Source organism: Aeromonas sp. Y293-4 (assembly GCF_027705905.1).
In the GTDB taxonomy this organism is placed as follows: domain Bacteria; phylum Pseudomonadota; class Gammaproteobacteria; order Enterobacterales; family Aeromonadaceae; genus Aeromonas; species Aeromonas veronii.
The window spans coordinates 1-23,948 of sequence record NZ_JAPDCI010000030.1 but is presented as its reverse complement, the minus strand read 5'-3'; the positions used below and the strand labels follow the sequence as shown (position 1 = coordinate 23,948).

Here is a 23,948-nt window from a genome sequence, read left to right as displayed (position 1 = left end):
CGCCCACTGACGCGCCAGCAGCCTCTCAATCTTGTATGGAACAATCATGATCACCGGCGAACTGAAAAGTAATATCGACAAGCTGTGGGAAGCCTTCTGGGTCGGCGGCATCACCAACCCGCTGACCGTGATCGAGCAGATCACCTTCCTGATGTACTCCCGCATGCTCGACATGCAGGAGAGCAAAGATGAGCAGCGACAGATGCTGGCCGGCATTCCTTTCAAACACCGCTTTGCCGAGTTCGAGCAGGATTATCGCTTCTCCCGCTACGCCAATCTGGGGGCGGACGAGATGCTGGAGACGGTGCGCGACGGCGTCTTCGATCACTTCCGCAGCCTCAACCACGAGGGCTCCATCCTCAGCCACTTTATGAAGAATGCTCGGCTGGAGATCGTCAAACCGAGCCTGCTGGTCAGCGCGGTGGAGATGATCAAATCCCTTCCCATCGATCAGGGCGATACCAAGGGCGATCTCTACGAATACCTGCTCTCCAAGCTCACCACCGCCGGGATTAACGGCCAGTTCCGCACTCCGCGCCACCTCATTCGCGCCATGATCGAAATGATGGAGCCCAACCCCGCCCGCCATGAACGGATCTGCGATCCTGCCTGCGGCACGGCGGGCTTCCTCTCCAACAGCTACGAATACATCGTCGAGCGCTACACCAGTGCCGACAACGTCCACAGCCAGGTCGTTGCCAACGAACGCGGCGAGCTGGAAGAGCAAAAAGTCTTCGCCGGGGATCTGCTCGCCGACTATCGCCACCACGTCGATACCGACATGTTCCACGGCTACGACTTCGACGCCACCATGCTGCGTATCGCTGCCATGAACCTCATCATGCACGGGGTCGAGCAACCCGATATCCACTATCAGGACACCCTGAGCCAGGGCTTTCGCGATCACTTCCCGGACGCCAGCAACGAAGGCTTTCACCTGATCCTCGCCAACCCGCCCTTTACCGGCACCCTGGACGAGGAGGACATCGACCCCAAGCTCCTTGGCAAGGTCAAGACCAAGAAGACCGAGCTGCTGTTTATCGCCCGCATCCTGCAAATGCTGAAAATCGGCGGCCGCAGTGCCACCGTCGTGCCGCAGGGGGTACTGTTCGGCTCATCCAAGGCCCATGTGCAACTGCGCGAGCTGCTGGTGGAGCACAACCAGTTGGAGGCGGTGATCAACCTCCCCTCCGGCGTGTTCAAGCCCTACGCCGGGGTCGCCACCGCAATCCTCATCTTCACCAAGGGCGGCGCCACCAGCAATGTCTGGTTCTACGATCTGCAACACGACGGCTACAGCCTCGATGACAAGCGGAGCCCAATAAGCCAGAACGATCTGCCCCATCTGGTCTCAAGCTGGCAGCACTACCGCAAGCAGGCTCATATGCCGGTCGGCAACTTTATCGGCCACCAGCTCAGCCGCCAGCTCGCCGAGCAGTTCCCCAATAACGAGCATCTGAAAGACGAGGGGGGCGTTGAGCGGGATTATCAGGATCGCACCCAGCAAGCCTTTATCGTGCCCAAGGCCGAGATAGCCGCTCAAAAATACGATCTCTCCATCAACCGCTATAAAGAGGTGGTCTATCAGGAGGAGAGCTATGAAGATCCCAAGGTCATTCTAGGGAAATTAAAGGCATTGGAAGCAGACATTCTGGCTGATTTGAATGAGCTGGAGAACATGTTATGAAGTGGCCGATGGTAAAACTGGCTGATGTTTGCCAAGTTAATCCCCGCTTACCAAAAGAGTACGATGAGACTCAAGATGTAAGTTTTTTAGCGATGGCTTCGGTATCGGAAGATGGGATATTGTTAAATCAGGAAACTAGAGTTCTTAGTGAAACCAAGAAAGGCTTTACTTATTTTGAACGAGGCGATGTGATCGTAGCCAAGATCACACCATGTTTTGAAAATGGAAAAGCTGCTTATCTTGATTCACTACAAACGCAAGTTGGTTTTGGCTCAACTGAATTTCATGTATTACGACCAAACATCAAACAACTTGATGGTAAGTATCTCTTTTATCTGATTTGGAACCGAAAGTTCAGATTCATTGCGGAACGGATCATGAGTGGCAGCGCAGGCCAGAAACGAGTACCAGCAAGTTTCCTGCAAAATTTTGAGATCCCACTCCCCCCACTCGCAGAACAAAAGCGTATTGCCGCGATTATGGATAAGGCCGACGCCATTCGCCAGAAGCGCCAGCAAGCCATCGCCCTCGCCGACCAATTCCTTCGCAGCGTCTTCCTCGATATGTTTGGCGATCCCGTTACCAACCCAAAAGGATGGGATGAAGTGGTATTGAAAGATATTGCAGACATTCGGTCTGGAGTAACTAAAGGGAAAATAGTCAAAGAAGATGATGCGATAACACTACCTTACATGCGAGTAGCAAATGTTCAAGATGGCTATCTTGATTTGTCATCAATCCAAGAAATTACCGTCTCAAAGAAAGATGCTAATAAAAGCACGTTGCAAATAGGCGATATATTGCTCACCGAAGGAGGCGATCCTGATAAACTGGGAAGAGGCCATGTTTGGAATGGTGAGATAGAAAACTGTATCCATCAAAATCATATTTTTTCTGTCAGAGTAATTGACAGCAATTATGTAAGACCAAGTTTCCTTAGTTCCGTCATATCATCTTCACGGGGGAAAAAATACTTTTTAAAAGTAGGTAAGCAAACTACAGGCATTGCTACGATTAACAAAACTGTATTGAGTGAATTTTTACCATTTATTCCTCCATTGGAAATGCAAGACAAGTATCTTGGGATTATGAAGAAAGTAAAGGAAATACCAATATATAGTGAATGTAATTACATGAAGCTATTTAGTTCACTTTCCCAAAAAGCCTTCTCCGGCCAGTTATAAGAATAAAGGGAGGTCATAGACCTCCCACCGGCTATTCCAGCCCCTTTTTTGCCCATAAGGAGTGTGTGATGCAACAATCGGCGCTATTACTCGATATCAGTGACCTCCCCCCGATCGAGAGCCTGGATGCAGAGGATATTCAGCAGCTTACCGCCTGCATCGAACTCTGTCGTAGCAATGATCGTCCTGACCTGGCTGCACCTTACGCCATGCTGTTATGTGAATACTATAACCATTACAACGAAACAGAAAATAGCCTCTGGTTTGATGCCGTCGCTACAGATGATCTATTTATGGTAAAAGCCCTCGTCACCGCGGATTTTGATATTAACACCATAGCATATATATCAGGGGAATGGGGTGATGAATGGCATGGCACCGCCATTCATGCCGCAATAGAAAATAACAGCCATCAATGTCTTGATTATTTACTGCAACAGCCAGATATAAATCTGAATCTGGTTGGATGCACCAGTCATGACACCGAACAAAAAAACGCTTATGAAGATAACAACAAATATACAATTCCGTTATTGGCACTGTATCGCTCATCATATCGAAACCGGCTTGATGACTTTCAACTTGATGTGGAAATTAAATGGGGGCGCGGAAACTGCTTCAATCCGTTATTAAATGCCGTGTACGATCTGGATGATGATCTGATGACATGGCTTTTAACCAGAAAGGCCAATCCTAACGCTCATTTATTTTTCAATGGCATGCAGCAGGAAACACCGTTCGGTAATCTGGCAAGCTGGTATTTTCACGATCCGGATGATGTTAAGCTACAGTTGTTGCTAACCATGGCCCACTTTGGTGCATCACCTATGGCGCAGTGTGATGATGGCCATTCTGTTATTTACAAAGCGCTAAAAACCCAGAATGAATCACTTATTTCTGTTTTTGACCTTTATGACATTCAGGAGTTATTTGAGGAGTATGCGAACGAGGTCTTAGTCACTCCAAAAAATGAAGAGTTAATTGATCAGTATTCAAAATTAAAAAAGCAAATTGCCCAGCTCACTGTTTTTGATGAGCACGCTGAACTCAATCATACCCCCCTTTCACGGCGTACAGATGACTACCATTGCCCATCACTAAAAATAAGTATCCTTAACGAAATGAGAATCGCGGGTAGCTTTATTCCAGCCAACTGGATTACTGAACTGGCGATTATTCAGCAAGATGATGAAATAGGTCTTTATATTGAGCAACAGGAGGCGCAAATCGCCGCCATTACGATCATGCTACCGGCTGAAGTCAGTTATCTTTCATACCCATTTACCTCATCGATCGCCATGGGCCTTCACTTTATTCAATGCCCGCCGAGTTGGTGGCTGGAAGTGGAGCGTTATCTGCACCGCTACCATATCACGCTGATTGACCCGCAGTTTTTTGATATCAGCCGTGATCAACTGGAACAAGGATATTGCTAATGACATTACCACCCGCCCCCCATAAGCATCGCTCCCGCCGCCTGCGCAAAAAGCTGCACGTTGGCGAATTTCAGGAGTGTGGCTTTGAACTTGGGTTCAGCTTTGACCCGCAACAAACCGACGTTGACCAGGCGCTCGATCGCTGGATCGCATTCGTCGAAGCACAAGGGTGGTGCTTTGGCGGTGGCGGGGATATGACGAGCCATGTCATAGCAGGTTATCTCTGCCAGTTTGCGTGCAGCACCCTGACCGATGCCGATCGGGAACAGGCGGCGTGTTGGTTGGCCAGCCAGCCGTGGGTTACCTCCCACCAGATCGCGCCATTGAGCGATGTCTGGTACGGCCCCTGGCCAGAGTAATCGAACGCCACCATGCTGTGTGCAATGCCTGTGGCAGTGAGGTGGGCCAGGGTCGAATTTAAACACGTTAAACAACAGGTGCCGGGCCCGCTGGCCGGCAACAAGGTGTGCGGGCGCTCGCCACCACCCCCGTCGAGCGGTTAGCACACCCCCGCAACAGGTGTCGCCACGCCCTGAATGTGTTAAGTTTTCACCTCATGTTTCGATGCTTTTCAATGAGATGCATAGCATCCCCCTCACGACATGCAGAAAACGTCGAATCGAGAGCCACTCGATTCGCTCACGAACACGCTATCTGAAACAGTTGGCAAGCTGACGGCTCAAGGAACAGGCGATGGAAATCAAACAGTTAAAGCTTGAACACATAGGGCGATTTCGCTCACTGACCCTTGATCTGGCCCCTACGGAATCGGTCCACTCTAACGTCACCGTGCTGATCGGCAATAACGGAGCGGGCAAGACCTCAATCCTGAAATCCCTGGCCACCTCGCTCAGCTGGTTTGTAGCGCGCCTGCGCAGCGACAAGGGAAGCGGTAACCCGATCCCAGAAGATGTAATTAGCAACGATGCAACCACGGCGGCCATCGATATTCTGCTGCACAATCAAGCAACAACTTATCGCTGGAAATTGGCCAAGACCCGCAAAGGCCGCAAGGGGACCCAGCAAACCCAACTCAGCGAAGCCAGTCAGTTGGCCGATGAATACCGGGCACAACTCTCTGAACATGAGGCCACCAGCCTGCCGTTGATCGCCTTTTATCCGGTCGAGCGCGTGGTGCTGGATATTCCCCTGAAGATCAAAGAGCGACACTCTTTCCTGCAGCTCGATGGCTACGACAATTCGCTCAATCAGGGGGTCGATTTCCGCCGCTTCTTCGAGTGGTTTCGCGAGCGGGAAGATAGCGAGAACGAGTCGGTGATCCCCGAGGATGTATTGAAGCAGCTAGAGAAGACGCTCGACCCTTCTATCTGGCAAACCTTGCAACAGCAGCAAGCTTCGGCCCGGGATCGGCAGCTGACCGCCGTGCGCGTGGCGATAGCCAACTTTATGCCGGGCTTTGAAAATCTGAAGGTGCGCCGCAAGCCGCGCCTGCATATGTCCATCGACAAGGAGGGTCAGACTCTCAATGTGTTGCAACTGTCGCAAGGGGAGAAATCCCTGATGGCGCTGGTGGGCGATATAGCGCGCCGCCTCGCAATGATGAATCCGGAGCTGGAAAATCCCCTGCGCGGCGATGGGGTGGTGCTGATTGACGAGGTGGATATGCACCTGCACCCGCAATGGGCACGTGCCATCATCCAGCGGCTCACTGATACCTTCCCCAACTGTCAGTTTGTGCTGACCACCCATTCGCCACTGGTGATCAGCGATTGCAAGGATGTGCTGGTCTATTCGCTCGATAATGGTGAACTCACTGAAGTGCCGTCCCAATATGGTCAGGATGCCAACTCGGTGCTGCTGGAGGTGATGGATACCGCTATTCGTAATGAGCGGGTGGCGAGCCGACTGAATGACTTGCTCGATTTGATTCAAGATCGGCAATTTGATAAGGCCAATGCCCTGTTGGCCGAACTAAAAGCCGAACTGCCAGCCAACAATCTGGAGCTGACCAAGGCTAGCCTGCTGCTGCGCAAAGAGGAGCTGCGCCGTGCGCAAGGTTGATAAGGGGCAGGAACCCGCGAGCCTGGCGGCATTCAAACGTCAACATCCTCATGCTCGATATCACGACCTACCCAACGATGAAGAGGGTCAGGCGATTCGCCAGCATATTCGCGAGGCCTGCACTGCCGAGCAATTCTACCTGTGCGCCTACTGTTGCCAGGCAATCAGCGGCACCCATGTAGACACCATGAACGAGCATGTGGAGGCGAGGGATCTCGCCCCCAATCGCACCATGGATTTCAGCAATATGGTAGCTAGTTGCAGAGCGCCAAAGCAGTGTGACGCCGCCCATGGCTCGCAACCCCTGCCATTAACGCCACTGATGGCGGAGTGCGAAACCGAGCTGCGGTTTAGATGGAGTGGCCGGGTGGAAGGCCTGACCGAGCGAGCCCGAGAAACGATCCGGGTGCTCAATCTGGGTGACACGGAGCAAAGCAACAAGGCGCTGGTTGCCAAACGCAAGCAGCTGGTGGATAGCCTGATTTGGACTCACTCTGGCGACGGGCCGGAGCAACTGGTGCTGGAAGATGATGCACAACTGCTGGCAATGCTGATCGAAGATCTGAGTCAGCCCGAACAAGGCAAGCTGGAGCCCTTCGCACCTGTACTGGTGAACATACTGCGCAGTCAGCTCTAGCCATCACTGGCATGCTCCCTCACCAAAATGAGATAAGGGATATGATAAAAAATATTAACGAAATCAAGCGTGACTTTATTCGACTGCGCGCGAATGAGGTTGGCCTACTGCTGGAGGTTGGTAAAGTTCACTGGAATGGCCATACGCCTGAGTGTGAATGGATCTGTGTCAAGCAGTTCGGCGACATGCCCAAACTGAGCGAATATGAATACCCTCATATCAGAAATGTTTTTACCGAAGGTTCTGAAGGGAAGCTGATATCTTGGGTGGAGGTGGATAAAGCGGTAGAAAAACTGCTCAACAATCGACGTTATTTCCGGGTCTGCGGTCGTTGCCGTACCTTGAACCCTATCGGCTGGATGCATGATGACTTTGCTTGTAGCGGTTGTGCCGGTGAAAAATTGGGCATTGTGTACTGATCTCTTCTCCCAATTTTAGACCGATGGTACGTGGTAAAAGTGGTATCACAAACGGTATCACGTCAGCCAAAGCAGTAGGTAAAACACAATATAAACTATTGATTTATAATAGTTTTGTTTTTTAACTCTATCTTCAGATCCAAAACATCGAATGATGGGTCGCTGACTCTCCGGTTGTTACCTGCAAAAGAGCCCTTGATTCCTCAAGGGCTCTTTTATTTTCAGGCCATCGCACCTGTCGCCCGCCGCCGGTGAGTCAACGGCTGGGGAGCGCCCTAGCCTATCGGCATCACCAGTGCCGGTTGGTGCGGGTCGCTCAGCCGCTCGGCCAGATAGTCCACCAGCAATCGCACCTTGGGAGAGAGGTGGCGGTTATGGGGATAGAGGGCCCAGATCCCCTCGGCCGGGGCCCGCAGTTCCGGCAGCAGCTCGATCAGCTCGCCTCGGGCCAGATGGTCGCTCACGTAGTAGTCCGGCAGCTGGATAATGCCGATCCCCTTGAGCGCCGCGTCCAGCAGGGCGTGGCCGCTGTTGCACTGCAACAGGCCGCGCACCCGCACGCTGTGGGGGCGCCCATCCAGCGTGAAGTGCCACTCGTCGCTGTTGCCCACCAGACAGGTGTGGCGGGTCAGCTCGGAGAGGCTGTTGGGTATGCCGTGGCGGGCGGTATAGGCCGGTGAGGCGCAGACATAGGGCACCCGCTGCGCCAGCTTGCGCGCCACCAGCGTCGAATCCTTGAGGTGGCCGAGCCGCAGCGCCAGATCGTAGCCTTCATGCACCAGATCCAGCAGCTGGTTGGTGAGGTTGAGGGTCACCTCCAGCTGGGGGAAACGCACCATGAAGTCGTTCACCAGCGGGGCGATGCGGCTCTCGCCGTAGGAGACGGGGGCCGTGATGCGCAGCGTTCCTTGCGGCACCGCCTGATGGCGCCCTACCGCCAGCTCCGCCTCGTAGAGGTTGTCGAGCAGCTGACGGCAGTGGCGATAGTAGATCTCGCCTAGTTCAGTGAGCCGCACCTGACGGGTGGTGCGCAGCAGCAACTTGGCCTGCAGCCGATCCTCCAGCTGTGCCACCTGCCGGCTGACTTGCGCCACCGACACCCCCAGCTTGCGCGCCGCCGGGGTAAAGCCCCCCTGCTCCGCCACGCTGACAAATTCACAGATCCCTTCCCAGCCGAACATTATTACCTGTGTGTAAAAGTGATTTGAGATTTGCCCTCATTATCACCAAATCGATGGGAAACTACACTGAATGTCCGAACTCATCTCTGTTCACCCTGCTCAACAAGAAGGATGTCATTCATGGCACAGGTTCAAAGCATCAAGTGTAAAGCCGCCATCGCCTGGGGCCCCGGTCAGCCCCTCTCCATCGAAGAGGTTGAGGTCATGCCGCCGCAAGCGGGGGAGGTGCGGGTGCGCATCGTCGCCACCGGCGTCTGCCACACCGATGCCTTCACCCTCTCCGGTGAAGATCCGGAAGGGGTCTTCCCCTGCATTCTCGGCCACGAGGGGGGCGGCATCGTCGAATCGGTCGGCGAAGGGGTCACCAGCGTCAAGGTGGGTGATCACGTGATCCCGCTCTACACCCCCGAGTGCGGCGAGTGCAAATTCTGCAAATCCGGCAAGACCAACCTCTGCCAGAAGATCCGCGCCACCCAGGGCAAGGGGCTGATGCCGGACGGCACCACCCGCTTCTCGAAAGATGGCCAGCCCATCTATCACTACATGGGCACCTCCACCTTCAGCGAATACACGGTGCTGCCCGAGATCTCCATCGCCAAGGTGGACCCGGCCGCCCCGCTGGAAGAGGTCTGCCTGCTCGGCTGCGGCGTCACCACCGGCATCGGCGCCGTGATGAACACCGCCAAGGTGAAGGAGGGTGAGAGCGTCGCCATCTTCGGGCTGGGCGGCATCGGCCTCTCGGCGGTGATCGGAGCCCGTCTGGCCAAGGCCGGTCGCATCATCGCCATCGACATCAACGAGAGCAAATTCGAACTGGCCCGCAAGCTGGGGGCCACCGACTGCATCAACCCGAACGATTACGACAAACCGATTCAGGAGGTGATCGTCGAGCTGACCGATGGCGGCGTCGACTTCTCCTTCGAGTGCATCGGCAACGTCAAGGTAATGCGTGCGGCGCTGGAGTGCTGCCACAAGGGGTGGGGCGAGTCTGTCATCATTGGCGTCGCCGGAGCGGGTCAGGAGATCAGCACCCGTCCGTTCCAGCTGGTCACCGGCCGGGTCTGGCGCGGCAGCGCCTTCGGCGGGGTACGTGGTCGCAGCGAACTGCCGAGCTATGTGCAGCGCTACATGCAGGGTGAGTTCCGCCTCGATGACTTCATCACCCACACCATGGCGCTGGAGCAGATCAACGAGGCGTTCGACCTGATGCATGAAGGCAAGAGCATTCGCACCGTCATCCACTACTGAGCATGATCACCCCGCCCGCCATCGTGGGCAGGGTGAAGGAGTCCTTCGATGAATCTGGAGATTATCAGCAGCAACAAGAGCTTCGGCGGCTGGCACAAGCGCTATCGCCACAGCGCCAGTGTGCTCGGCTGCGAGATGAATTTTGCCATCTATCTGCCGCCTCAGGCTCTCACCGGCCAGAAGGTGCCGGTGCTCTACTGGCTCAGCGGCCTCACCTGCACCGATGAGAACTTCATGCAGAAGGCGGGTGCCCAGCGTATCGCCGCCAAACTCGGCATCGCCATAGTGGCGCCGGACACCAGCCCTCGCGGTGACGGTGTAGCGGACGATCCCGGTTATGACCTCGGCATGGGCGCGGGCTTTTACGTCAATGCCAGCCAGAGCCCCTGGCAGGCGCACTACCAGATGTATGACTACGTCACCCGCGAGCTGCCTGACTTGATAGAGACCCACTTCCCGGTCTCGACCCGACGCGCCATCAGTGGCCACTCCATGGGCGGTCACGGTGCGCTGATCGCCGCGCTGCGGGAGCCCGGTCGCTACCGCTCGGTCTCGGCCTTCAGCCCGATCTGCCACCCGAGCCGCTGCCCCTGGGGCCAGAAGGCGCTCGGCGCCTACCTCGGCAGCAATCCGCTATTGTGGCAGGAGTGGGATGCCTGCCAGCTGCTGCGCCACCAGCCGGTCACGCCGCTGCCCACCCTGGTGGATGTGGGGCTGGATGATCCCTTCCTCGCCGAGCAGTTGCATATCGATGCGCTGGCCGAGGTGGCAGCCAGCAAGGGATGGCCGCTGGAGCTCAACCGCCACGAGGGCTATGACCACAGCTACTACTTCGTGGCGAGCTTTATCGAGGCGCACCTGCGCTTTCACGCCCGCCACCTCTGATCAAAACAGGCCCGTTGCGGGCCTGTTTTAGTTGTGGTGATCGGTTGATATCAACTGCCCGCTCGGGTCACTCCGCCGGAGCCTGCGATCTGCTGCTCCACCTTGGGATCGCCCCAGTAGGCGATGTTGCCTGAGCCGGCGATGCCGACTTTCAGCGTCTCCTGCGCCCGCACAACCACATCACCGCTGCCGGCGATATTGACCTCTACCTCGTTGCCGCGCATCTCGCTCCCGAGCACGTCGCCAGATCCGGCAATGTTCAGCTCGATGGCCTGTGCCGAACCGCTGCCCAGCTCCAGACTGCCGGTGCCAGCGATATTCCCTTCCAGCCGTTTCAGCTCCAGCTGACTGGCGACGATGTCACCGGTACCGGCCACCGACAGCACCAGCTCATCGCCCTTGAAGCCGCTCAGATCGCCGTTGCCGGTCCCGGCCAATGCCAGTTCGTTCAACACCGGCAAGGTGATGGTCAGCTCCAGCGGCTCGGTAGGATCGAGCCGGTAACCCTCCTTCACCTCGATCTCGAGCTTGTCGCCGCTCTCGGTCAGCTCCAGATAGGGCAGCAGGTTCTCCTGCCCCTTGATCAGGATACCGCGCGGCTCCCCCGCTACCAGATGGAGGGTGGCAGGCCCCCCCGCCAGAACCCGGGTCACCCCGTCACCGAGCGCCTGCTGGCGCTCGACCACAGCCCCCGCGCCGGTCACTCTGGTCTGATCCAGCCAGTGACACCCACTGAGCCCAACCATCAACATGACAACCATCATCCATTTCATCGCTACTCTCCTCCTTTTTATGTGTTGGCCATCCAGGGCCAATTGGTTTTCATGCTCTGCAAAGCGTGAGCCAAAAATTAACATGATGATTCAAAAGGAAATAACTATTTCACCCAGAACAGAGTGAAGAATTTAGAGAGCCATTTAGACCATATTTTGGTGAAAATAAACATTCTCGAACGGATATGATTGTGGCTGATTGGCGGGTCGTCCTGCCGGTCACTATGCTGACAGCCCGTGGACGTTTTTGATTGTCCTGCCGGTCTGTTGAGCCAATAGTGGTACTTCGTGCGTACCAAGCTCTCTATTGCGGTAATGTCATTACCACTGTCTTGTCAGTCTTCACTGCCAACAAGGAGTCAGAGCGTGACCCAAGCAAGCCCTCTCTATGCCACCGCCACCGGTCTGCCGGAACCGACTCGCACCCCGCTGCTGACCGGCAGCGATCCCGAGCAGAAACGGCGCGAGCTGCTCGCCTACTTCTGCCAGACCTTCGATCTCTACGATTCGCTGTTCGACTGTCTGGCCGATGAGCGGGCCTGGTTCAACAAGGCGATCCCGCTGCGCCACCCGCTCATCTTCTACTACGGCCACACCGCCGCCTTCTTTATCAACAAGCTGCTGGCGGCGCGCCTGATCGATCAGCGGCTGGATGCCCGCATCGAGGCCATGGTCGCCATCGGGGTGGACGAGATGAGCTGGGACGATCTGGACGAAACCCACTACGACTGGCCCAAAGTCAGCGAGCTGCGCAGCTATCGGGCCAGAGTCCGTACGCTGGTGTGCGATTTTATTCGCCAGATGCCGCTCACCCTGCCCATCGACTGGCAGAGCCCGGCCTGGGTGATCCTGATGGGGATAGAGCACGAGCGCATCCACCTCGAGACCTCCAGCGTGCTGATCCGCCAGCTGCCGCTCGCCTGGGTGCGACCGCAGCCTTATTGGCCCGCCTGCACTGAAGCCCGCCACCGCATTGATCAGGTGCCCGCCAACAACCTGCTGCCGGTGGCTGGCGGCAAGGTGCGCCTTGGCAAGCGGGACGCCACCTACGGCTGGGACAACGAATATGGCGAGCGCCATATCGAGCTGGCCCCGTTTCAGGCCAGCCGCATGCTGGTGAGCAATGCCGAGTACCTCGCCTTCGTCCAGGCGGGCGGCTACGGCCAGCAACAGTGGTGGGATGAAGAGGGATGGGGCTGGTGCCAGTACGCCAAGGCGCAGATGCCCACCTTCTGGGTGGGTGATTCCACCAAGCCCGAACAACTGCAGCTGCGGCTGATGACCGAGCAGGTCGCCATGCCCTGGGACTGGCCAGTCGAGGTCAACCAGCTGGAAGCGGCTGCCTTCTGTCGCTGGAAGGCGGCCCAGACCGGACTCCCCATCCAGCTGCCGAGCGAGGCAGAATGGATGCTGCTGCGCGAGCAAGTTCCCGGCGATCAGCCGGACTGGACGGAGGCCCCCGGCAATATCAATCTGGCCCGTTTTGCCTCCTCCTGCCCGGTGGATGCCTGCCCGCAAGGGGAGTTCTTCGATCTGGTGGGCAATGTCTGGCAGTGGACCAGCACCGCCATCGATGGCTTCGACGGCTTTAAAATCCACCCGCTCTACGACGACTTCTCCACCCCCACCTTTGATGGCAAGCACACCCTCATCAAGGGGGGCAGCTGGATCAGCACAGGTAACGAAGCGCTCAAATCATCCCGTTACGCCTTCCGGCGTCACTTCTTCCAGCATGCGGGTTTCCGCTATCTGGTCTCCCGTTATCAGGAACCCGTTATCGTGAATCCCTATGAAACCGACACGCTGGTCGCTCAGTACCTCGACTTCCAGTACGGCCCGAGCCACTTCGGGGTAGCCAACTACGCCAAGACGCTTGCTGATCTTGCTGGCGAGCTCTGCAGCAACCACCAGCGGGCGCTGGATATCGGCTGCGCCACCGGCCGCGCCAGCTTCGAACTGGCCCGCCACTTCCAGCATGTGGACGGGGTGGACTACTCGGCCCGCTTCATCGATGTGGCGCTGGCCCTCGCCAGCCAGGACAGCTTCCGCTACGCCATTCCGCTGGAGGGTGAACTGGTGGAGTATTGCGAGGCGCGCCTGTCGAGCCACGGGCTGGGGGCGAGTCAGGCTGAGCGCATCCACTTCACTCAGGGGGATGCCTGCAACCTCAAGCCCAAATATGACCACTACGATCTGGTGCTCGCCTCCAACCTGATCGACCGGCTGCGGGAGCCCGCCCGCTTCCTGTGGGATATCGCCCCCCGGCTGCGCAGCGGTGGCCTGCTGGTACTCACCAGCCCCTATACCTGGCTGGCGGAATATACCCCGCCCGCCAACTGGCTCGGCGGCATTCGCGAAAACGGCGAGGCGCTCACCACCTATCAGGCGCTGCAACGGCTGCTGGCGGCGGAGTTCCAGGAGCACTGCCCGCCCCGGGATGTGCCCTTCGTCATCCGCGAGACCGCCCGCAAATACCAGCACACGGTGGCGCAGCTGACCGTCTGGCGCAAACGCTAATCCGCCGATCGGCATGCAGATGAGAAGAGGGAGGCCAACGGCCTCCCTCTTGTTATGACAGCAAAAACGGCGCGAGTATCAATCACCCTGCTCGTGGTAGCGGCGGGCCAGCACGGCGCAGACCATCAGCTGGATCTGGTGGAAGATCATCAGCGGCAGCACCATGACGCCGACGCTGGCGGCCGGGAACATGACGTTGGCCATCGGCACCCCGTTGGCCAGACTTTTCTTGGAACCGCAGAAGACGATGGTGATCTCGTCCGCCTTGTCGAAACCGAGGCGACGGCTGATCCAGACGTTCCAGCAGAGCACCAGCGCCAGCAAGACGCAGCTCAGCAACACGATACTGGCCAGATCGTACCAGCCTACTTGGTGCCAAATCCCCTGTACCACCGCCTCGCTGAAGGCGACATAGACCACCAGCAGGATGGAGCTCTGATCCAACTTGCCGATGAGCGGCCGATGGCTGTCGACCCAGCGGCCAATGAGCGGGCGCGACAGGTGGCCCACCACGAACGGCAGCATCAGCTGCATCATGATGGACTGGATGGAGTGCCAGGTGTCGATCCCCTCCCCTTGCACGTGGATCATCATCCCCACCAGCACCGGCGAGAGGAAGATGCCGAGGATGCTGGAGGCCGAGGCGCTGCACACCGCCGCCGACACATTGCCCCCTGCCATCGAGGTAAAGGCGATAGCCGACTGCACGGTGGCTGGCAAAGCGCAGAGATAGAGGAAGCCGAGGTAGATGGCCGGGCTCAGCCAGCTGGGCACCAGCGGGGTGAGCAGCAGCCCGAGCAGCGGAAACAGCACGAAGGTGCTGAGCATCACCACCAGATGAAGCCGCCAGTGGCCGAGGCCCGCCAGCAGGTTCTGGCGCGACAACTTGGCGCCATGCATGAAGAACAGGAGCGCCACCGCCAGCTTGGTCAGCAGACCGAACCAGACGGCTGCCTGCCCCTCGCAGGGGAAGAGGGAGGCCAGAGTGACCACCGCAATCAGCACAACAGTAAAGGGATCCAGACGCACGAAAGGCCTCCATCAGAAGGGCATCCTGCTGCCGTGACGACAGTCAGGATTGGGGAGGACAAGAAACAGAGCGGGAGATGTCTGGCACCTCCCGCTAAAACGAACCTCCAGCTTACCCCGATAACGGAGAGGCGCAACGTTGTGCAGCGGTTAATTGTTCATCAATGCTTAACGCCTTTGCTTTGTCGAATAGCGGAAGTTGATGACCCGCGGCCAGATAGCGCCAAATCGGCGCGAAATGGATAAAAAAACGGGCGACCAAGGCCGCCCGTTCCGCTTTTTCGCTCTGCCGATCAGCGCTGGCTGGCCAGCTTGCCGTTGCCGCTTTTCTTCTCATTGCCGGCGAGCTTGCGGGCCTGCCGCTTCTCGAAGCGGGAGATCCACCAGTAGGCCAGCGCCGAGAAGACCGCGGTCATAAAGACGTTGATAAAGAAGGCGCGCACCAGATCCACCCCGGCCGGGAAGGCGGAGGCGCTCATGCTCACCACGAAGATGGCGATCAGCACCGACACCACACCCATCCCGAAGGTGCGCGACCCCATGCGGAAGTCGCGGGGGGTGTCGTCATGTTTCCAGCGAAACACGAAGTAGGCCACCATGATGAAGATCGGCGGCAGCATGGCGGTGCCAGCGGTGAGGTTGATGGCGGTGTTCATCATCTGCTGTACCGACTCGGAGCCGAAGCCGTTGACCACCAGCATCGCGAACACGAAGACAAACTGCCACCAGGCGGCGCGCACCGGCACGCCGTGCTCGTTGAGCTGGGTAGTCTTCTCGCCGTAAACCCCCTGCGGGATCTCGGAGAAGTGGATCTTCACCGGCGCCGAGGTCCACATCATCATGGAGCCGAACATGGCGATAAACAGCACCACGCCGACGAAGCGGCCCACCAGCGCCTCGGAGAGCCCGAAATACTGGGCCATGCCAGTGAAGATCTCCACCATGCCGCCGGCATAGGTGAGGCTCTCGCGCGGCACGAACACGTTCACCAGCAGGGAACCGACCGCATACATGGCACCGATGACAATGCCGGCACTGATGATCACCTTGATGAAGGACTTCTGGCCGCCCTTCACGTCATTGAGGTAGGCCGCCGCCGTTTCGGCACCGCCCGCCGCCTGGAAGATCCAGCACATGATGCCGAGGGTCGCCCAGTTGACGGTGGGAGTCATCGCCTCCAGGGTGATGGGCTGAGCCGGCACATGATCGCCACTCAGGGCCATCAGGGCGCCCAGCGCATAGATGGCGAACAGGGCAAACACACCGTAGGCCACGATCTCGGCAATTTTGCCGAGCCAGCTCGCCCCCTTGGTGGAGATATGGGTCGCCGCCGCAAACAGCACGATGGAGATGATCGAGGTGACCATGGGCGAGAAGCTGTACTCATAGCCCAGCATGGCGTAGGAGGCGTAGGCTATGACGTTGGGCAGCAGGGAGACGAACCAGAAAAGGTTCACGAACCAGTAGAGAAACGAGCCCAGATAGGCCATCCGGGTGCCGAGCGGTTTTTTCAGCCAGTCGTACATCCCCGACTCGGAGTTTTTATTGGCCGAGACGAACTCGGCAATGATGAAAACGAACGGAATGAAGTAGACGATGGTCGCCAGCAGGAAGATCGGGGCGGAGCTGAGCCCCAGCTCGATGTTGTTGTTGACGATGTTGCGCACGTTGAACACGGCGGCAAAGGTCATCGACAACAGGGCAAACTTGCCTATGGTGCCGCGTACGGATTCAGACATGGTGTCCTCCAGTGGACTCGCGCTCCCTACGGGTAACGCGGTGACTCTGTGATGTGTTCGGCAAGGGTCTGTCGGCCCCGCGCTTTACTCTCTTGTTATGATCGGCCGCGTGGACGACCTCGTTGGTGAACCGGTGCAGTCTCCCGCACCGGCTCGCAATACCAGTCAGACGATCGGGGTGCCCGGCGCCATCGGCACCCGCGGTTGCAACAGTACGCTCTGGCTCTCGTCCGGGGTCTCGGCGCAGAGCAACATGCACTCGGAACGCTCACCGCGCATCCTGGTGGGCTTGAGGTTGGTCAGCACCACCACCTCGCTGCCCATCAGCTCCTCTTCGCTGTAGTAAGGCACCAGACTGGTGACGGTCTGCAGCGGCCGCTCGCCACCCACGTCGATCTGGACGATGTAGAGTTTGTCGGCCCCGGGGGGACGCACCACCTCCAGCACCTTGCCCACCTTCATCTCGACCCGCTTGAATTCGGCAAACTCGATCGTCTCGCTCATTCTCTTTTCCTTTTCTGGTTCAACGGTTTGCGGGTGGCCAACGGCCACCCGGTTTGATTGGGATTCAATTCAGTGCCTATGGCGTCTGCATGGCAACCTGCGCTGTCGGCTGGGCCTCTTTGGCACGCGCTTCGGCGCTGAGGGAACCTTCGTAGCGGTTGTACTTCCACCAGGCGAAGCCGAGGAAGATCACGATCCCGCCAACGTTGTAGAAGATGATGGTCATGATGTCGGCGCCGGTCGGGAAGGTGGAGGCGAGGAAGCCCACCGAGAAGATGGCGATCAGCACCGAGACCACGACGATGCCGGTGGTGCGCGACCCCATCTTGAACTCCCGCGGCAAGTGGTCGAGCTTCAGCCGCAGATTGAGGTAGGCCAGCATGATGAACAGCGGCGGCAGCATGGAGGCGGCAGCGGTCATGTTGATGACGGTGTTCATCAGATCCTGCGCTGTGTTGGAGCCCAGAGTCGGGATCACCATCAGCGGCAGCACGATAAGGTACTGGATCCAGGCTGCGCGGGCGGGCACGCCGTTTTCGTTGAGCTCGACCGTCTTCTTGCCGAAGATGCCGGCCGGGATCTCGGAGAAGAAGATCTTCACCGGGGTCGCCGTCCACATCAGCAGGGAGCCAAACATGGCGGTGAAGGAGACCAGCCCGACGAAGCGGTTCATCAGGATCTCCGGCAAGCCGAAGTAAGCCGCCAGCCCCTCGAACACCTGCACCGAGCCGCCGGTGTATTTCAGGGTACCGCTCGGTACGAACACGTTGATCAACAGCGAGGCGATGGAGTAGAGCACGCCGATAAAGATCCCGGCGATGATGATCACCTTCACGAATGACTTGGAGCCCCCCTTCACGTCATTGACGTAGACCGCCACCGACTCGGCGCCACCGGCTGCCATAAAGATCCAGGTGGTGATGCCGAGGAAGGCCCAGCTGAAATCGGGGACCATGGCCTCTACCGTGATGGGGTCAGCCGGTTGCACGCCGCTCACCAGTGCCGCACCCGCCAACAGAATGTAGGAGAGGGTCAGCAGCAGCATCAGGGACGAGGTCACCGAGGTGATGGGGCCGAGCATCTTGGCGCCGTTGGTGGAGACGTAGGTGGCAAAGGCGAACAGCACCATGCTCAATGCCGTGGTCGCTACCGGGGTGAGAATGTACTCGTAGCCGAGGAAAGCATAGGAGGCGTAGGCAATGACCCGCGGCAGCAGCGAGGTGAAGAAGAAGAGGTTCACGAACCAGTAGGTGTAGGCGGAGATGAAGGCCCAGCGCCCGCCGAGGGAGCTCTTCACCCAAGCATAAACCCCCGCTTCGGAGTTCTTATTCAGTGACACAAATTCCGCAATGATCAGGCAGAACGGAATGAAGTAAAAAATGGTGGCCAGAAAGAACATCGGGGCCGAGGCCAGACCGATCTCGATGTTGTTGTTGATGACGTTGTTGAAGCTGAATACCGCCGCGAAGGTAAGCGACAGCAGACCAAACTTGCCTATCGTATTGCGTTTGGAACCAGACATGGTGCATCTCCAGACCTGTAGTTATCTCAGCGAAAGGGCGGGGCATGATTTGTAGGGTGAGCCCCGCCCTTCCGGCTTTTATCAGTGCAGAACCGGCGGCTTGTTATTTGTTCTTGAAGTAGCCGCCTTCGACGGTGACCTTGATGATCACCTTGCGCACCGGCGCATCACCGACGAAACGGTAAGCCTCGTCGTTCTCGAAGATCACCACCTGACCGTTGCCGACCTGCTGGCGCTCACGCACCTCGCCAGCCAGCCACTCGCGGTCGGTGGTGTCATCATAGGCCTGCTCAACCACCAGCTCGCTCTTGGCAGCCCACTCCACCGTCTCTTCCCCTTCCAGGTAGTAGTGAACGTCGAAGTAACGGCGCTGCCCCTCGAACAGGGAGGTGGCCGGGCTGGCCCCCTCCTGCAAGCGATAGGTGAGGGAGTCACCGATGGAGTGGCAAATGCCGGGCTTGAGGTTCGGCAGGTTGTTGATGGCCTCCACGCAGCGGCCCCACTTCTTGCCCTCCCGGTAGATGTTTTTGAACAGGGTCAGGTTGTCCAGGGTGATCATGCGAGGTTCCTCCCGCCGTTGATGGTGAGATCGAGCCCGGCCAGCGCAGCCGGATTGAGGTTGCCACGGGCGATGGGCAGCAGGGTCAGGCCGAAGCTGAATGGCTCGAAGCGCACCCGCCAGGAGTCCAGCACCTCGGAGCCCCAGGAGTTGGAGCCGAGCCCCAGTACCTTGTGATCCAGATTGAGGGTGAGATAACCGCTCGATTCCAGCTCGTTGATGTGCTGCGCCGCGTGGATATGCTCCCAGCTGTAGGGCCAGACGCTCAGGTTGATGGGGGCATCGGGTCGCACGTAGAGACCGGCGCCGTGGCGGTTGGTCAGGGTCGCCCAGCGCACCTGCTGGCGGTTGCCGTTATCCTGCGGGAAGGGGTAGTGCTCCCACATCTCGCTGACTGTGCTCTGGAAACTGTCGATCCAGTTGCTCTGGCGGCTGTCCTGATAGTTCTCACCCGGCCCCATGCCGTAGTAGTGCACCCGGTCGAGATCCTGACGAATGCCCAGCTCGAAGCCGATCTTGGGGATGATGTCGTCATAACCGCCGTAGGGCTGGCCGGAGAGTGCCACGTGCAGCTGGCCATTCGGGCTCAGGGTGTAGACGTAACGGCAGCGCATGCCGAAGTCGAACACCGGCGGCGCGATCAGACTCTCGACCGTCACCTCGACCGCCTCGCCCAGCTGACGCCAGCTCAGAGTGCGGAAGTGCTCCTGCATGATCTGCAGGTGGTTCGGGTGCCACAGGCTCTCGTACTCCTGCTTGTGGTTGTCGATCATCGGCTTGAAGAAGGTGAGGCGCGGAGCGCGCTCAATCAGCTCGATACCATCCTGCTGCCAGCTCACCAGCTTGCCGTCGAGGCGCGAGAAACGCAGGGCAAAGCCGCTGCCGCTCAAGGTCAGATCAAGCCGTTCGTCGGCAATCTGCAACGGGGTGGCGTTGGGATTGGCAAAGGGCTGCAGCTGGCGAGTCGACTCTTTCAGCTGGAACTGGTACTGGCCCAGCTCGTGTTCCGGCGCGCTATAGCGGGTGGCGGTGGCCTTGATGACCCGCATCTGGACAAAGGTTTCCCGCCCATCGAGGGATGGCAGCTCGAGTTGCAACTCGGTGATGGCACCGGGGGCAATCCCTTCCAGCCGGATTTGCTGGCTGGCCAGCAGCTCGCCCTCGGCCTTCACCTCGACCAGCAGGCGGATATCGTCGAGAGTGGAGAACCAGTAGCGGTTTTCCACCGCCAACTTGCCGCTGGCCAGATCCAGCGCGCGCACCTTGACCGGGCAGATCACCTGTTTGTATTCGCGCAGGCCAGGCCCCGGGGTTTGATCCGGATAGATGAGGCCATCCATGCAGAAGTTGTAGTTGTTGGGGTAGTCGCCATAGTCGCCACCGTACTTGTAGACGGGGCGGCCCTGCTCGTCCTGATCCAGAATGCCGTGATCGCACCACTCCCAGATGTAGTGGCCCTGAATGTGGGGATGACGGTCGAACACCTGCTGGTATTCGCTGAGGCCACCCGGGCCGTTGCCCATGGCGTGGGCGTATTCGCAGAGAATGCGCGGCTTCGCCATCGGGAACTCGCCGAAGCAGTTCATCTGGGAGACGCGGGAATACATGGTACTCACCACATCCACCACCTCGGCATCGCGATCCTCTTCGTAGTGCACCAGCCGGGTCGGGTCGATCGCCTTGCAGCGCTGGTACATTGCTCTGATGTTGCAGCCGTAGCCGGACTCGTTGCCGAGCGACCAGATAATGATGGAGGGGTGGTTCTTCTGAGCGTGCACGTGGCGCTCGATGCGATCCACGAACACCGGCTCCCAGAAGGGGTCGTCGGTGATGCGGCTGAGATCGCCGACGTTGGCAAAACCGTGAGTTTCCACGTCGGTCTCCGCCATCACGAACAGACCGTACTGGTCGCACAGCTCGTAGAAGCGCGGGTCGTTCGGGTAGTGGGCGGTGCGCACCGAGTTGAGGTTGTGCTGCTTCATCAGCACGATATCGCGCTCTACCCGATCCATGCCGACCGCACGGCTCTTGAGGTGGTCGTTGTCGTGACGGTTCACCCCGTGCAGCTTGAGGTAGTGGCCGTTGACGTAGAAGAGGCCATCCTTGACCTTGATTTCACGCACCCCGACCCGCTGCGGGATCACTTCCAGCAGCTCGCCCTGACCGTTGTAGAGGGAGAGTTGCAGCTGATAGAGGTAAGGGTCTTCGGCGCTCCACAGATGGGGATTGGCCAGATCCAGCGTGAAGCGGCAATCACACTTGCCGTCGATGGCGAGATGGTCGAGGGAGCCACTGGCGATCTCGCTGCCCTGATCCAGCAGGGACCAGACCAGACGGTGATCACGGGCAGCCGCCCCCAGGTTCTCGAGCTGGATATCGCAGCTCAGGGTAGCGCTCTGATTGTCATCGGCCAGCGCGGTGCGGATGAAGAAGTCCTGCACATGGGCGACCGGTTTGCCCATCAGATAGACGTCGCGGAAGATCCCCGCCATCCACCACATATCCTGATCTTCGATATAGGTGGAGTCAGCCCACTGCATCACCCGCACAGACAGCAGGTTCTCGCCAATGTTGGCGTAGGCGCTGATATCGAACTCGGCGGTGAGACGGCTCCCCTTGCTGAAGCCGACATAGTGGCCGTTCACATAGACCTCGAAGTAGGTCTCCACCCCGTCAAACTTGATGATCACCTGCTCGCCGTCCCAGGCCGGGCTCAGCGTGAAGCTACGCTGATAGGCGCCGGTGGGGTTGTTGGTCGGCACAAAGGGCACATCGATGGGGAAGGGAAAACCTTCGTCGGTGTACTGCAGCTGACCATGTCCTTCCATCTGCCACATGTTGGGCACGGTGATCTGGCCCCACTCGCTCATGGGGCTGTGATAGAAGGCCTCCGGCACCTGCAGGGGGTGGTCGAAGTAGTGGAACTGCCACTGGCCGCCAAGGCTCAGAAAACGGCGGCTCAGCTCGCGCTGCATGGTGGCCGCCAGCGCGTGGTCGGCATAAGAGAAGAAGTAGGCGCGCGGGGCCAGCCTGTTTTCACCAACGAATTGGACGTTTTCCCAGTTATTCACATGTCCTCCCGGAACAAGGCAACTTTGACTGGGTAAACTCTAGATAAACATTTACTAAATATCAGCTTTGGATTGGTAAAGTTTTAACCTGATCACAATGAACAGATGGTTTTGTGAGCAAGATCAGAAGCGGGAGATAAAGGAGGGCAAGATATGGATGAGTGGCATAGATGTTGATAGCCATTGGCTGAACTGCAATAAAATCAACTATAAAACAATATGATATGAAGTTATTGGATGATATGGGAAATAAGTTTACTTGGGAGAGGTGTCGCACCACCGCAAGATGGTGCGACTAAAAAGCAGAGTGTTTTACTAAAATCAGCGAGTAGTGCCACGCAGGGTCAGCTTGCTCGGTACCAACACTCGGAGTGGAATATCACGCTCGTCTCGCAGCCGCTCAACCAGTAAATTGACCCCCTGGGAGCCCATCAACTCGGAGTGGATTCGCACCGTAGAGAGTGGCGGGAAGGTGAACTTGGCGGTCGGAATATCGTTGACGCTGATAAGCTCGATCTGCTGGGGAATCGCCAGTCCCTTCTCGTGAATGGCACGCAGCACACCAATGGCGATGGAATCGGAGGCGACGAACAGCGCCTTGGGCCAATCGCCGGTCAGCATCTCCTTCGCCAACTGGTAGCCGGAAGCGCTGGAGAAGTCCCCACGATAGAGATCGCTCTCCTGCACCACCCCCAGCCGCTGGCCATAATCCCGGAAGGCCAGTTCGCGCAGATCCGGATTCTCATCCTGGCCACCGATATAACCGATACGCTGGTGCCCCTGCGCGATGAAGTAATCGACGACCTGCTGGCTGATCAGGGCGAGATCCACATCGACCGAGTCGAACTCTCCCTGTGAACGGCAGTCGACAAACACCAGCTGGCTGGAACAAGCCCTTAGCTGGACGAGACGCTCGGCTGTGAGGGTGCCGACCACCAGAATGCCATCCACGGCGCTCAGCTCGCGCCCTTCACCGCAGTTGTAGAGATGAGTCAGTTCGATATTGAGGCGGGCACTCTGGGTTTCGATGCCATAACGGATAGCGAGATAGTAAGGGTCGTTGACCTCGGTACTCTGGGGATAGGCATAGACCACCAGAAAGTGCAGCTTGCTCTTGTGTACCCCCTTGCGGGCGCTGCTGGTCTTGTACTCCAGCCGTTCGGCAATCTCGAAGATCCGCTGCTTGGTCTCTTCCTTGACGCTCAGGCTGGGATCCTCGTTCAGTACCCGGGATACCGTCGCGAGAGAAACCCCCGCTTCCTGTGCAATTTCCTTCAACGTAGCCATCAATACCTCGCTGGCAGCATCACGTGTTAATCGGTAACGGCTAAAGAGTAACGGGCAATCCCTTGATAGCCCAGCACTTTTACTAAAATGCCGGCGGCGGTGCAGATTTTTGAATTGCAGAAATGCAAAAAGGCCTCCCGAATGGGAGGCCTCTTCTAAATAGGTGCCTGACAGTGTCCTACTCTCGCATGGCGAATGCCACACTACCATCGGCGCTACCGCGTTTCACTTCTGAGTTCGGCATGGGA

The 23,948-nt window shown here is 57.9% G+C and carries 19 protein-coding genes and 1 rRNA gene; 10 read left to right on the top strand and 10 right to left on the bottom strand.

Annotation, left to right across the window (positions count from 1 at the left end; all coding sequences use genetic code 11):
* The first annotated feature begins 46 nt into the window (after positions 1–46).
* From OKC31_RS20590 to OKC31_RS20560, 7 genes are all read left to right on the top strand, one after another.
* Positions 47–1,687 carry a type I restriction-modification system subunit M gene (locus OKC31_RS20590; RefSeq protein ID WP_265783712.1) on the top strand — a complete coding sequence of 547 codons (1,641 nt, stop codon included), beginning with the start codon at positions 47–49 and terminating at the stop codon, positions 1,685–1,687.
* A complete protein-coding gene (locus tag OKC31_RS20585; RefSeq protein WP_270657569.1) occupies positions 1,684–2,871 on the top strand; it encodes a restriction endonuclease subunit S in 1,188 nt (395 codons plus the stop codon). Before OKC31_RS20590 ends, OKC31_RS20585 begins: the two co-directional genes overlap by 4 nt.
* A gap of 68 nt (positions 2,872–2,939) precedes the next feature.
* On the top strand, positions 2,940–4,307 hold the full coding sequence (locus OKC31_RS20580; protein ID WP_265783714.1) for an ankyrin repeat domain-containing protein: 1,368 nt from the start codon (positions 2,940–2,942) through the stop codon (positions 4,305–4,307).
* Positions 4,307–4,666 carry a YggL family protein gene (locus OKC31_RS20575; protein ID WP_265783715.1) on the top strand — a complete coding sequence of 120 codons (360 nt, stop codon included), beginning with the start codon at positions 4,307–4,309 and terminating at the stop codon, positions 4,664–4,666. The genes OKC31_RS20580 and OKC31_RS20575 overlap by 1 nt, the downstream gene beginning before the upstream one ends.
* Positions 4,667–5,000: 334 nt before the next feature.
* On the top strand, positions 5,001–6,329 hold the full coding sequence (locus OKC31_RS20570; protein ID WP_265783716.1) for an AAA family ATPase: 1,329 nt from the start codon (positions 5,001–5,003) through the stop codon (positions 6,327–6,329).
* Positions 6,316–6,966: a hypothetical protein gene (locus tag OKC31_RS20565; protein WP_265783717.1), complete on the top strand. Its 651-nt coding sequence runs from the start codon at positions 6,316–6,318 to the stop codon at positions 6,964–6,966. Before OKC31_RS20570 ends, OKC31_RS20565 begins: the two co-directional genes overlap by 14 nt.
* 41 nt (positions 6,967–7,007) lie before the next feature.
* Positions 7,008–7,385 carry a hypothetical protein gene (locus OKC31_RS20560; RefSeq protein ID WP_265783718.1) on the top strand — a complete coding sequence of 126 codons (378 nt, stop codon included), beginning with the start codon at positions 7,008–7,010 and terminating at the stop codon, positions 7,383–7,385.
* Positions 7,386–7,660: 275 nt separating this feature from the next.
* Here the strand turns inward: OKC31_RS20560 and OKC31_RS20555 are convergent, their stop codons facing one another.
* Positions 7,661–8,566 carry a LysR substrate-binding domain-containing protein gene (locus OKC31_RS20555; protein WP_005342034.1) on the bottom strand — a complete coding sequence of 302 codons (906 nt, stop codon included), beginning with the start codon at positions 8,564–8,566 and terminating at the stop codon, positions 7,661–7,663.
* 120 nt (positions 8,567–8,686) lie between these two features.
* On the opposite strand from OKC31_RS20555, the gene OKC31_RS20550 reads away from it, so the two are divergent.
* Positions 8,687–9,814 (top strand): S-(hydroxymethyl)glutathione dehydrogenase/class III alcohol dehydrogenase, encoded by a 1,128-nt coding sequence (locus OKC31_RS20550; protein WP_005342036.1) that lies wholly within the window; start codon positions 8,687–8,689, stop codon positions 9,812–9,814.
* Positions 9,815–9,862: 48 nt separating this feature from the next.
* Positions 9,863–10,699 (top strand): S-formylglutathione hydrolase, encoded by an 837-nt coding sequence (gene fghA / locus OKC31_RS20545; RefSeq protein ID WP_247823767.1) that lies wholly within the window; start codon positions 9,863–9,865, stop codon positions 10,697–10,699.
* A gap of 50 nt (positions 10,700–10,749) precedes the next feature.
* Here fghA and OKC31_RS20540 read toward each other — a convergent pair whose 3' ends face one another.
* A complete protein-coding gene (locus OKC31_RS20540; RefSeq protein WP_247823766.1) occupies positions 10,750–11,472 on the bottom strand; it encodes a head GIN domain-containing protein in 723 nt (240 codons plus the stop codon).
* A gap of 366 nt (positions 11,473–11,838) precedes the next feature.
* Here OKC31_RS20540 and ovoA point away from each other — a divergent pair, with 366 nt between their 5' ends.
* Positions 11,839–13,989 carry a 5-histidylcysteine sulfoxide synthase gene (gene ovoA / locus OKC31_RS20535; RefSeq protein WP_270657568.1) on the top strand — a complete coding sequence of 717 codons (2,151 nt, stop codon included), beginning with the start codon at positions 11,839–11,841 and terminating at the stop codon, positions 13,987–13,989.
* Positions 13,990–14,067: 78 nt separating this feature from the next.
* On the opposite strand, the gene OKC31_RS20530 is transcribed toward ovoA, so the two are convergent.
* The 8 genes from OKC31_RS20530 to rrf form a co-directional block, all read right to left on the bottom strand.
* Positions 14,068–15,018 (bottom strand): bile acid:sodium symporter family protein, encoded by a 951-nt coding sequence (locus OKC31_RS20530; RefSeq protein WP_201953876.1) that lies wholly within the window; start codon positions 15,016–15,018, stop codon positions 14,068–14,070.
* Between the two features lie 293 nt (positions 15,019–15,311).
* The gene (locus tag OKC31_RS20525; protein ID WP_201953874.1) at positions 15,312–16,757 is read right to left on the bottom strand and encodes an amino acid permease; all 1,446 of its coding nucleotides are present in this window, start codon (positions 16,755–16,757) and stop codon (positions 15,312–15,314) included.
* 165 nt (positions 16,758–16,922) lie between these two features.
* Positions 16,923–17,261 carry a tRNA-binding protein gene (locus tag OKC31_RS20520; protein ID WP_270657567.1) on the bottom strand — a complete coding sequence of 113 codons (339 nt, stop codon included), beginning with the start codon at positions 17,259–17,261 and terminating at the stop codon, positions 16,923–16,925.
* Between the two features lie 76 nt (positions 17,262–17,337).
* Positions 17,338–18,783, bottom strand: coding sequence for an amino acid permease (locus OKC31_RS20515; RefSeq protein WP_270657565.1), 1,446 nt, complete (start codon positions 18,781–18,783; stop codon positions 17,338–17,340).
* A gap of 103 nt (positions 18,784–18,886) precedes the next feature.
* Positions 18,887–19,342 carry a beta-galactosidase subunit beta gene (locus OKC31_RS20510; protein WP_270657564.1) on the bottom strand — a complete coding sequence of 152 codons (456 nt, stop codon included), beginning with the start codon at positions 19,340–19,342 and terminating at the stop codon, positions 18,887–18,889.
* Positions 19,339–22,413 carry a beta-galactosidase subunit alpha gene (gene ebgA, locus OKC31_RS20505; protein WP_247823763.1) on the bottom strand — a complete coding sequence of 1,025 codons (3,075 nt, stop codon included), beginning with the start codon at positions 22,411–22,413 and terminating at the stop codon, positions 19,339–19,341. Before ebgA ends, OKC31_RS20510 begins: the two co-directional genes overlap by 4 nt.
* Before the next feature lie 321 nt (positions 22,414–22,734).
* Positions 22,735–23,700, bottom strand: coding sequence for a transcriptional regulator EbgR (gene ebgR, locus OKC31_RS20500; RefSeq protein ID WP_016349032.1), 966 nt, complete (start codon positions 23,698–23,700; stop codon positions 22,735–22,737).
* A gap of 165 nt (positions 23,701–23,865) precedes the next feature.
* Positions 23,866–23,948: ribosomal RNA gene (gene rrf, locus OKC31_RS21730) — 5S ribosomal RNA — on the bottom strand; the annotation flags it as partial.

Bases quoted from the DNA above. Each gene is read 5' to 3' on its own strand.
- OKC31_RS20590 (WP_265783712.1), top strand. From the start codon at position 47: ATGATCACCGGCGAACTGAAAAGTAATATCGACAAGCTGTGGGAAGCC.
- OKC31_RS20585 (WP_270657569.1), top strand. From the start codon at position 1,684: ATGAAGTGGCCGATGGTAAAACTGGCTGATGTTTGCCAAGTTAATCCC.
- OKC31_RS20580 (WP_265783714.1), top strand. From the start codon at position 2,940: ATGCAACAATCGGCGCTATTACTCGATATCAGTGACCTCCCCCCGATC.
- OKC31_RS20575 (WP_265783715.1), top strand. From the start codon at position 4,307: ATGACATTACCACCCGCCCCCCATAAGCATCGCTCCCGCCGCCTGCGC.
- OKC31_RS20570 (WP_265783716.1), top strand. From the start codon at position 5,001: ATGGAAATCAAACAGTTAAAGCTTGAACACATAGGGCGATTTCGCTCA.
- OKC31_RS20560 (WP_265783718.1), top strand. From the start codon at position 7,008: ATGATAAAAAATATTAACGAAATCAAGCGTGACTTTATTCGACTGCGC.
- OKC31_RS20555 (WP_005342034.1), bottom strand. From the start codon at position 8,566: ATGTTCGGCTGGGAAGGGATCTGTGAATTTGTCAGCGTGGCGGAGCAG.
- OKC31_RS20550 (WP_005342036.1), top strand. From the start codon at position 8,687: ATGGCACAGGTTCAAAGCATCAAGTGTAAAGCCGCCATCGCCTGGGGC.
- fghA (WP_247823767.1), top strand. From the start codon at position 9,863: ATGAATCTGGAGATTATCAGCAGCAACAAGAGCTTCGGCGGCTGGCAC.
- OKC31_RS20540 (WP_247823766.1), bottom strand. From the start codon at position 11,472: ATGAAATGGATGATGGTTGTCATGTTGATGGTTGGGCTCAGTGGGTGT.
- OKC31_RS20525 (WP_201953874.1), bottom strand. From the start codon at position 16,757: ATGTCTGAATCCGTACGCGGCACCATAGGCAAGTTTGCCCTGTTGTCG.
- OKC31_RS20520 (WP_270657567.1), bottom strand. From the start codon at position 17,261: ATGAGCGAGACGATCGAGTTTGCCGAATTCAAGCGGGTCGAGATGAAG.
- OKC31_RS20515 (WP_270657565.1), bottom strand. From the start codon at position 18,783: ATGTCTGGTTCCAAACGCAATACGATAGGCAAGTTTGGTCTGCTGTCG.
- OKC31_RS20510 (WP_270657564.1), bottom strand. From the start codon at position 19,342: ATGATCACCCTGGACAACCTGACCCTGTTCAAAAACATCTACCGGGAG.
- ebgR (WP_016349032.1), bottom strand. From the start codon at position 23,700: ATGGCTACGTTGAAGGAAATTGCACAGGAAGCGGGGGTTTCTCTCGCG.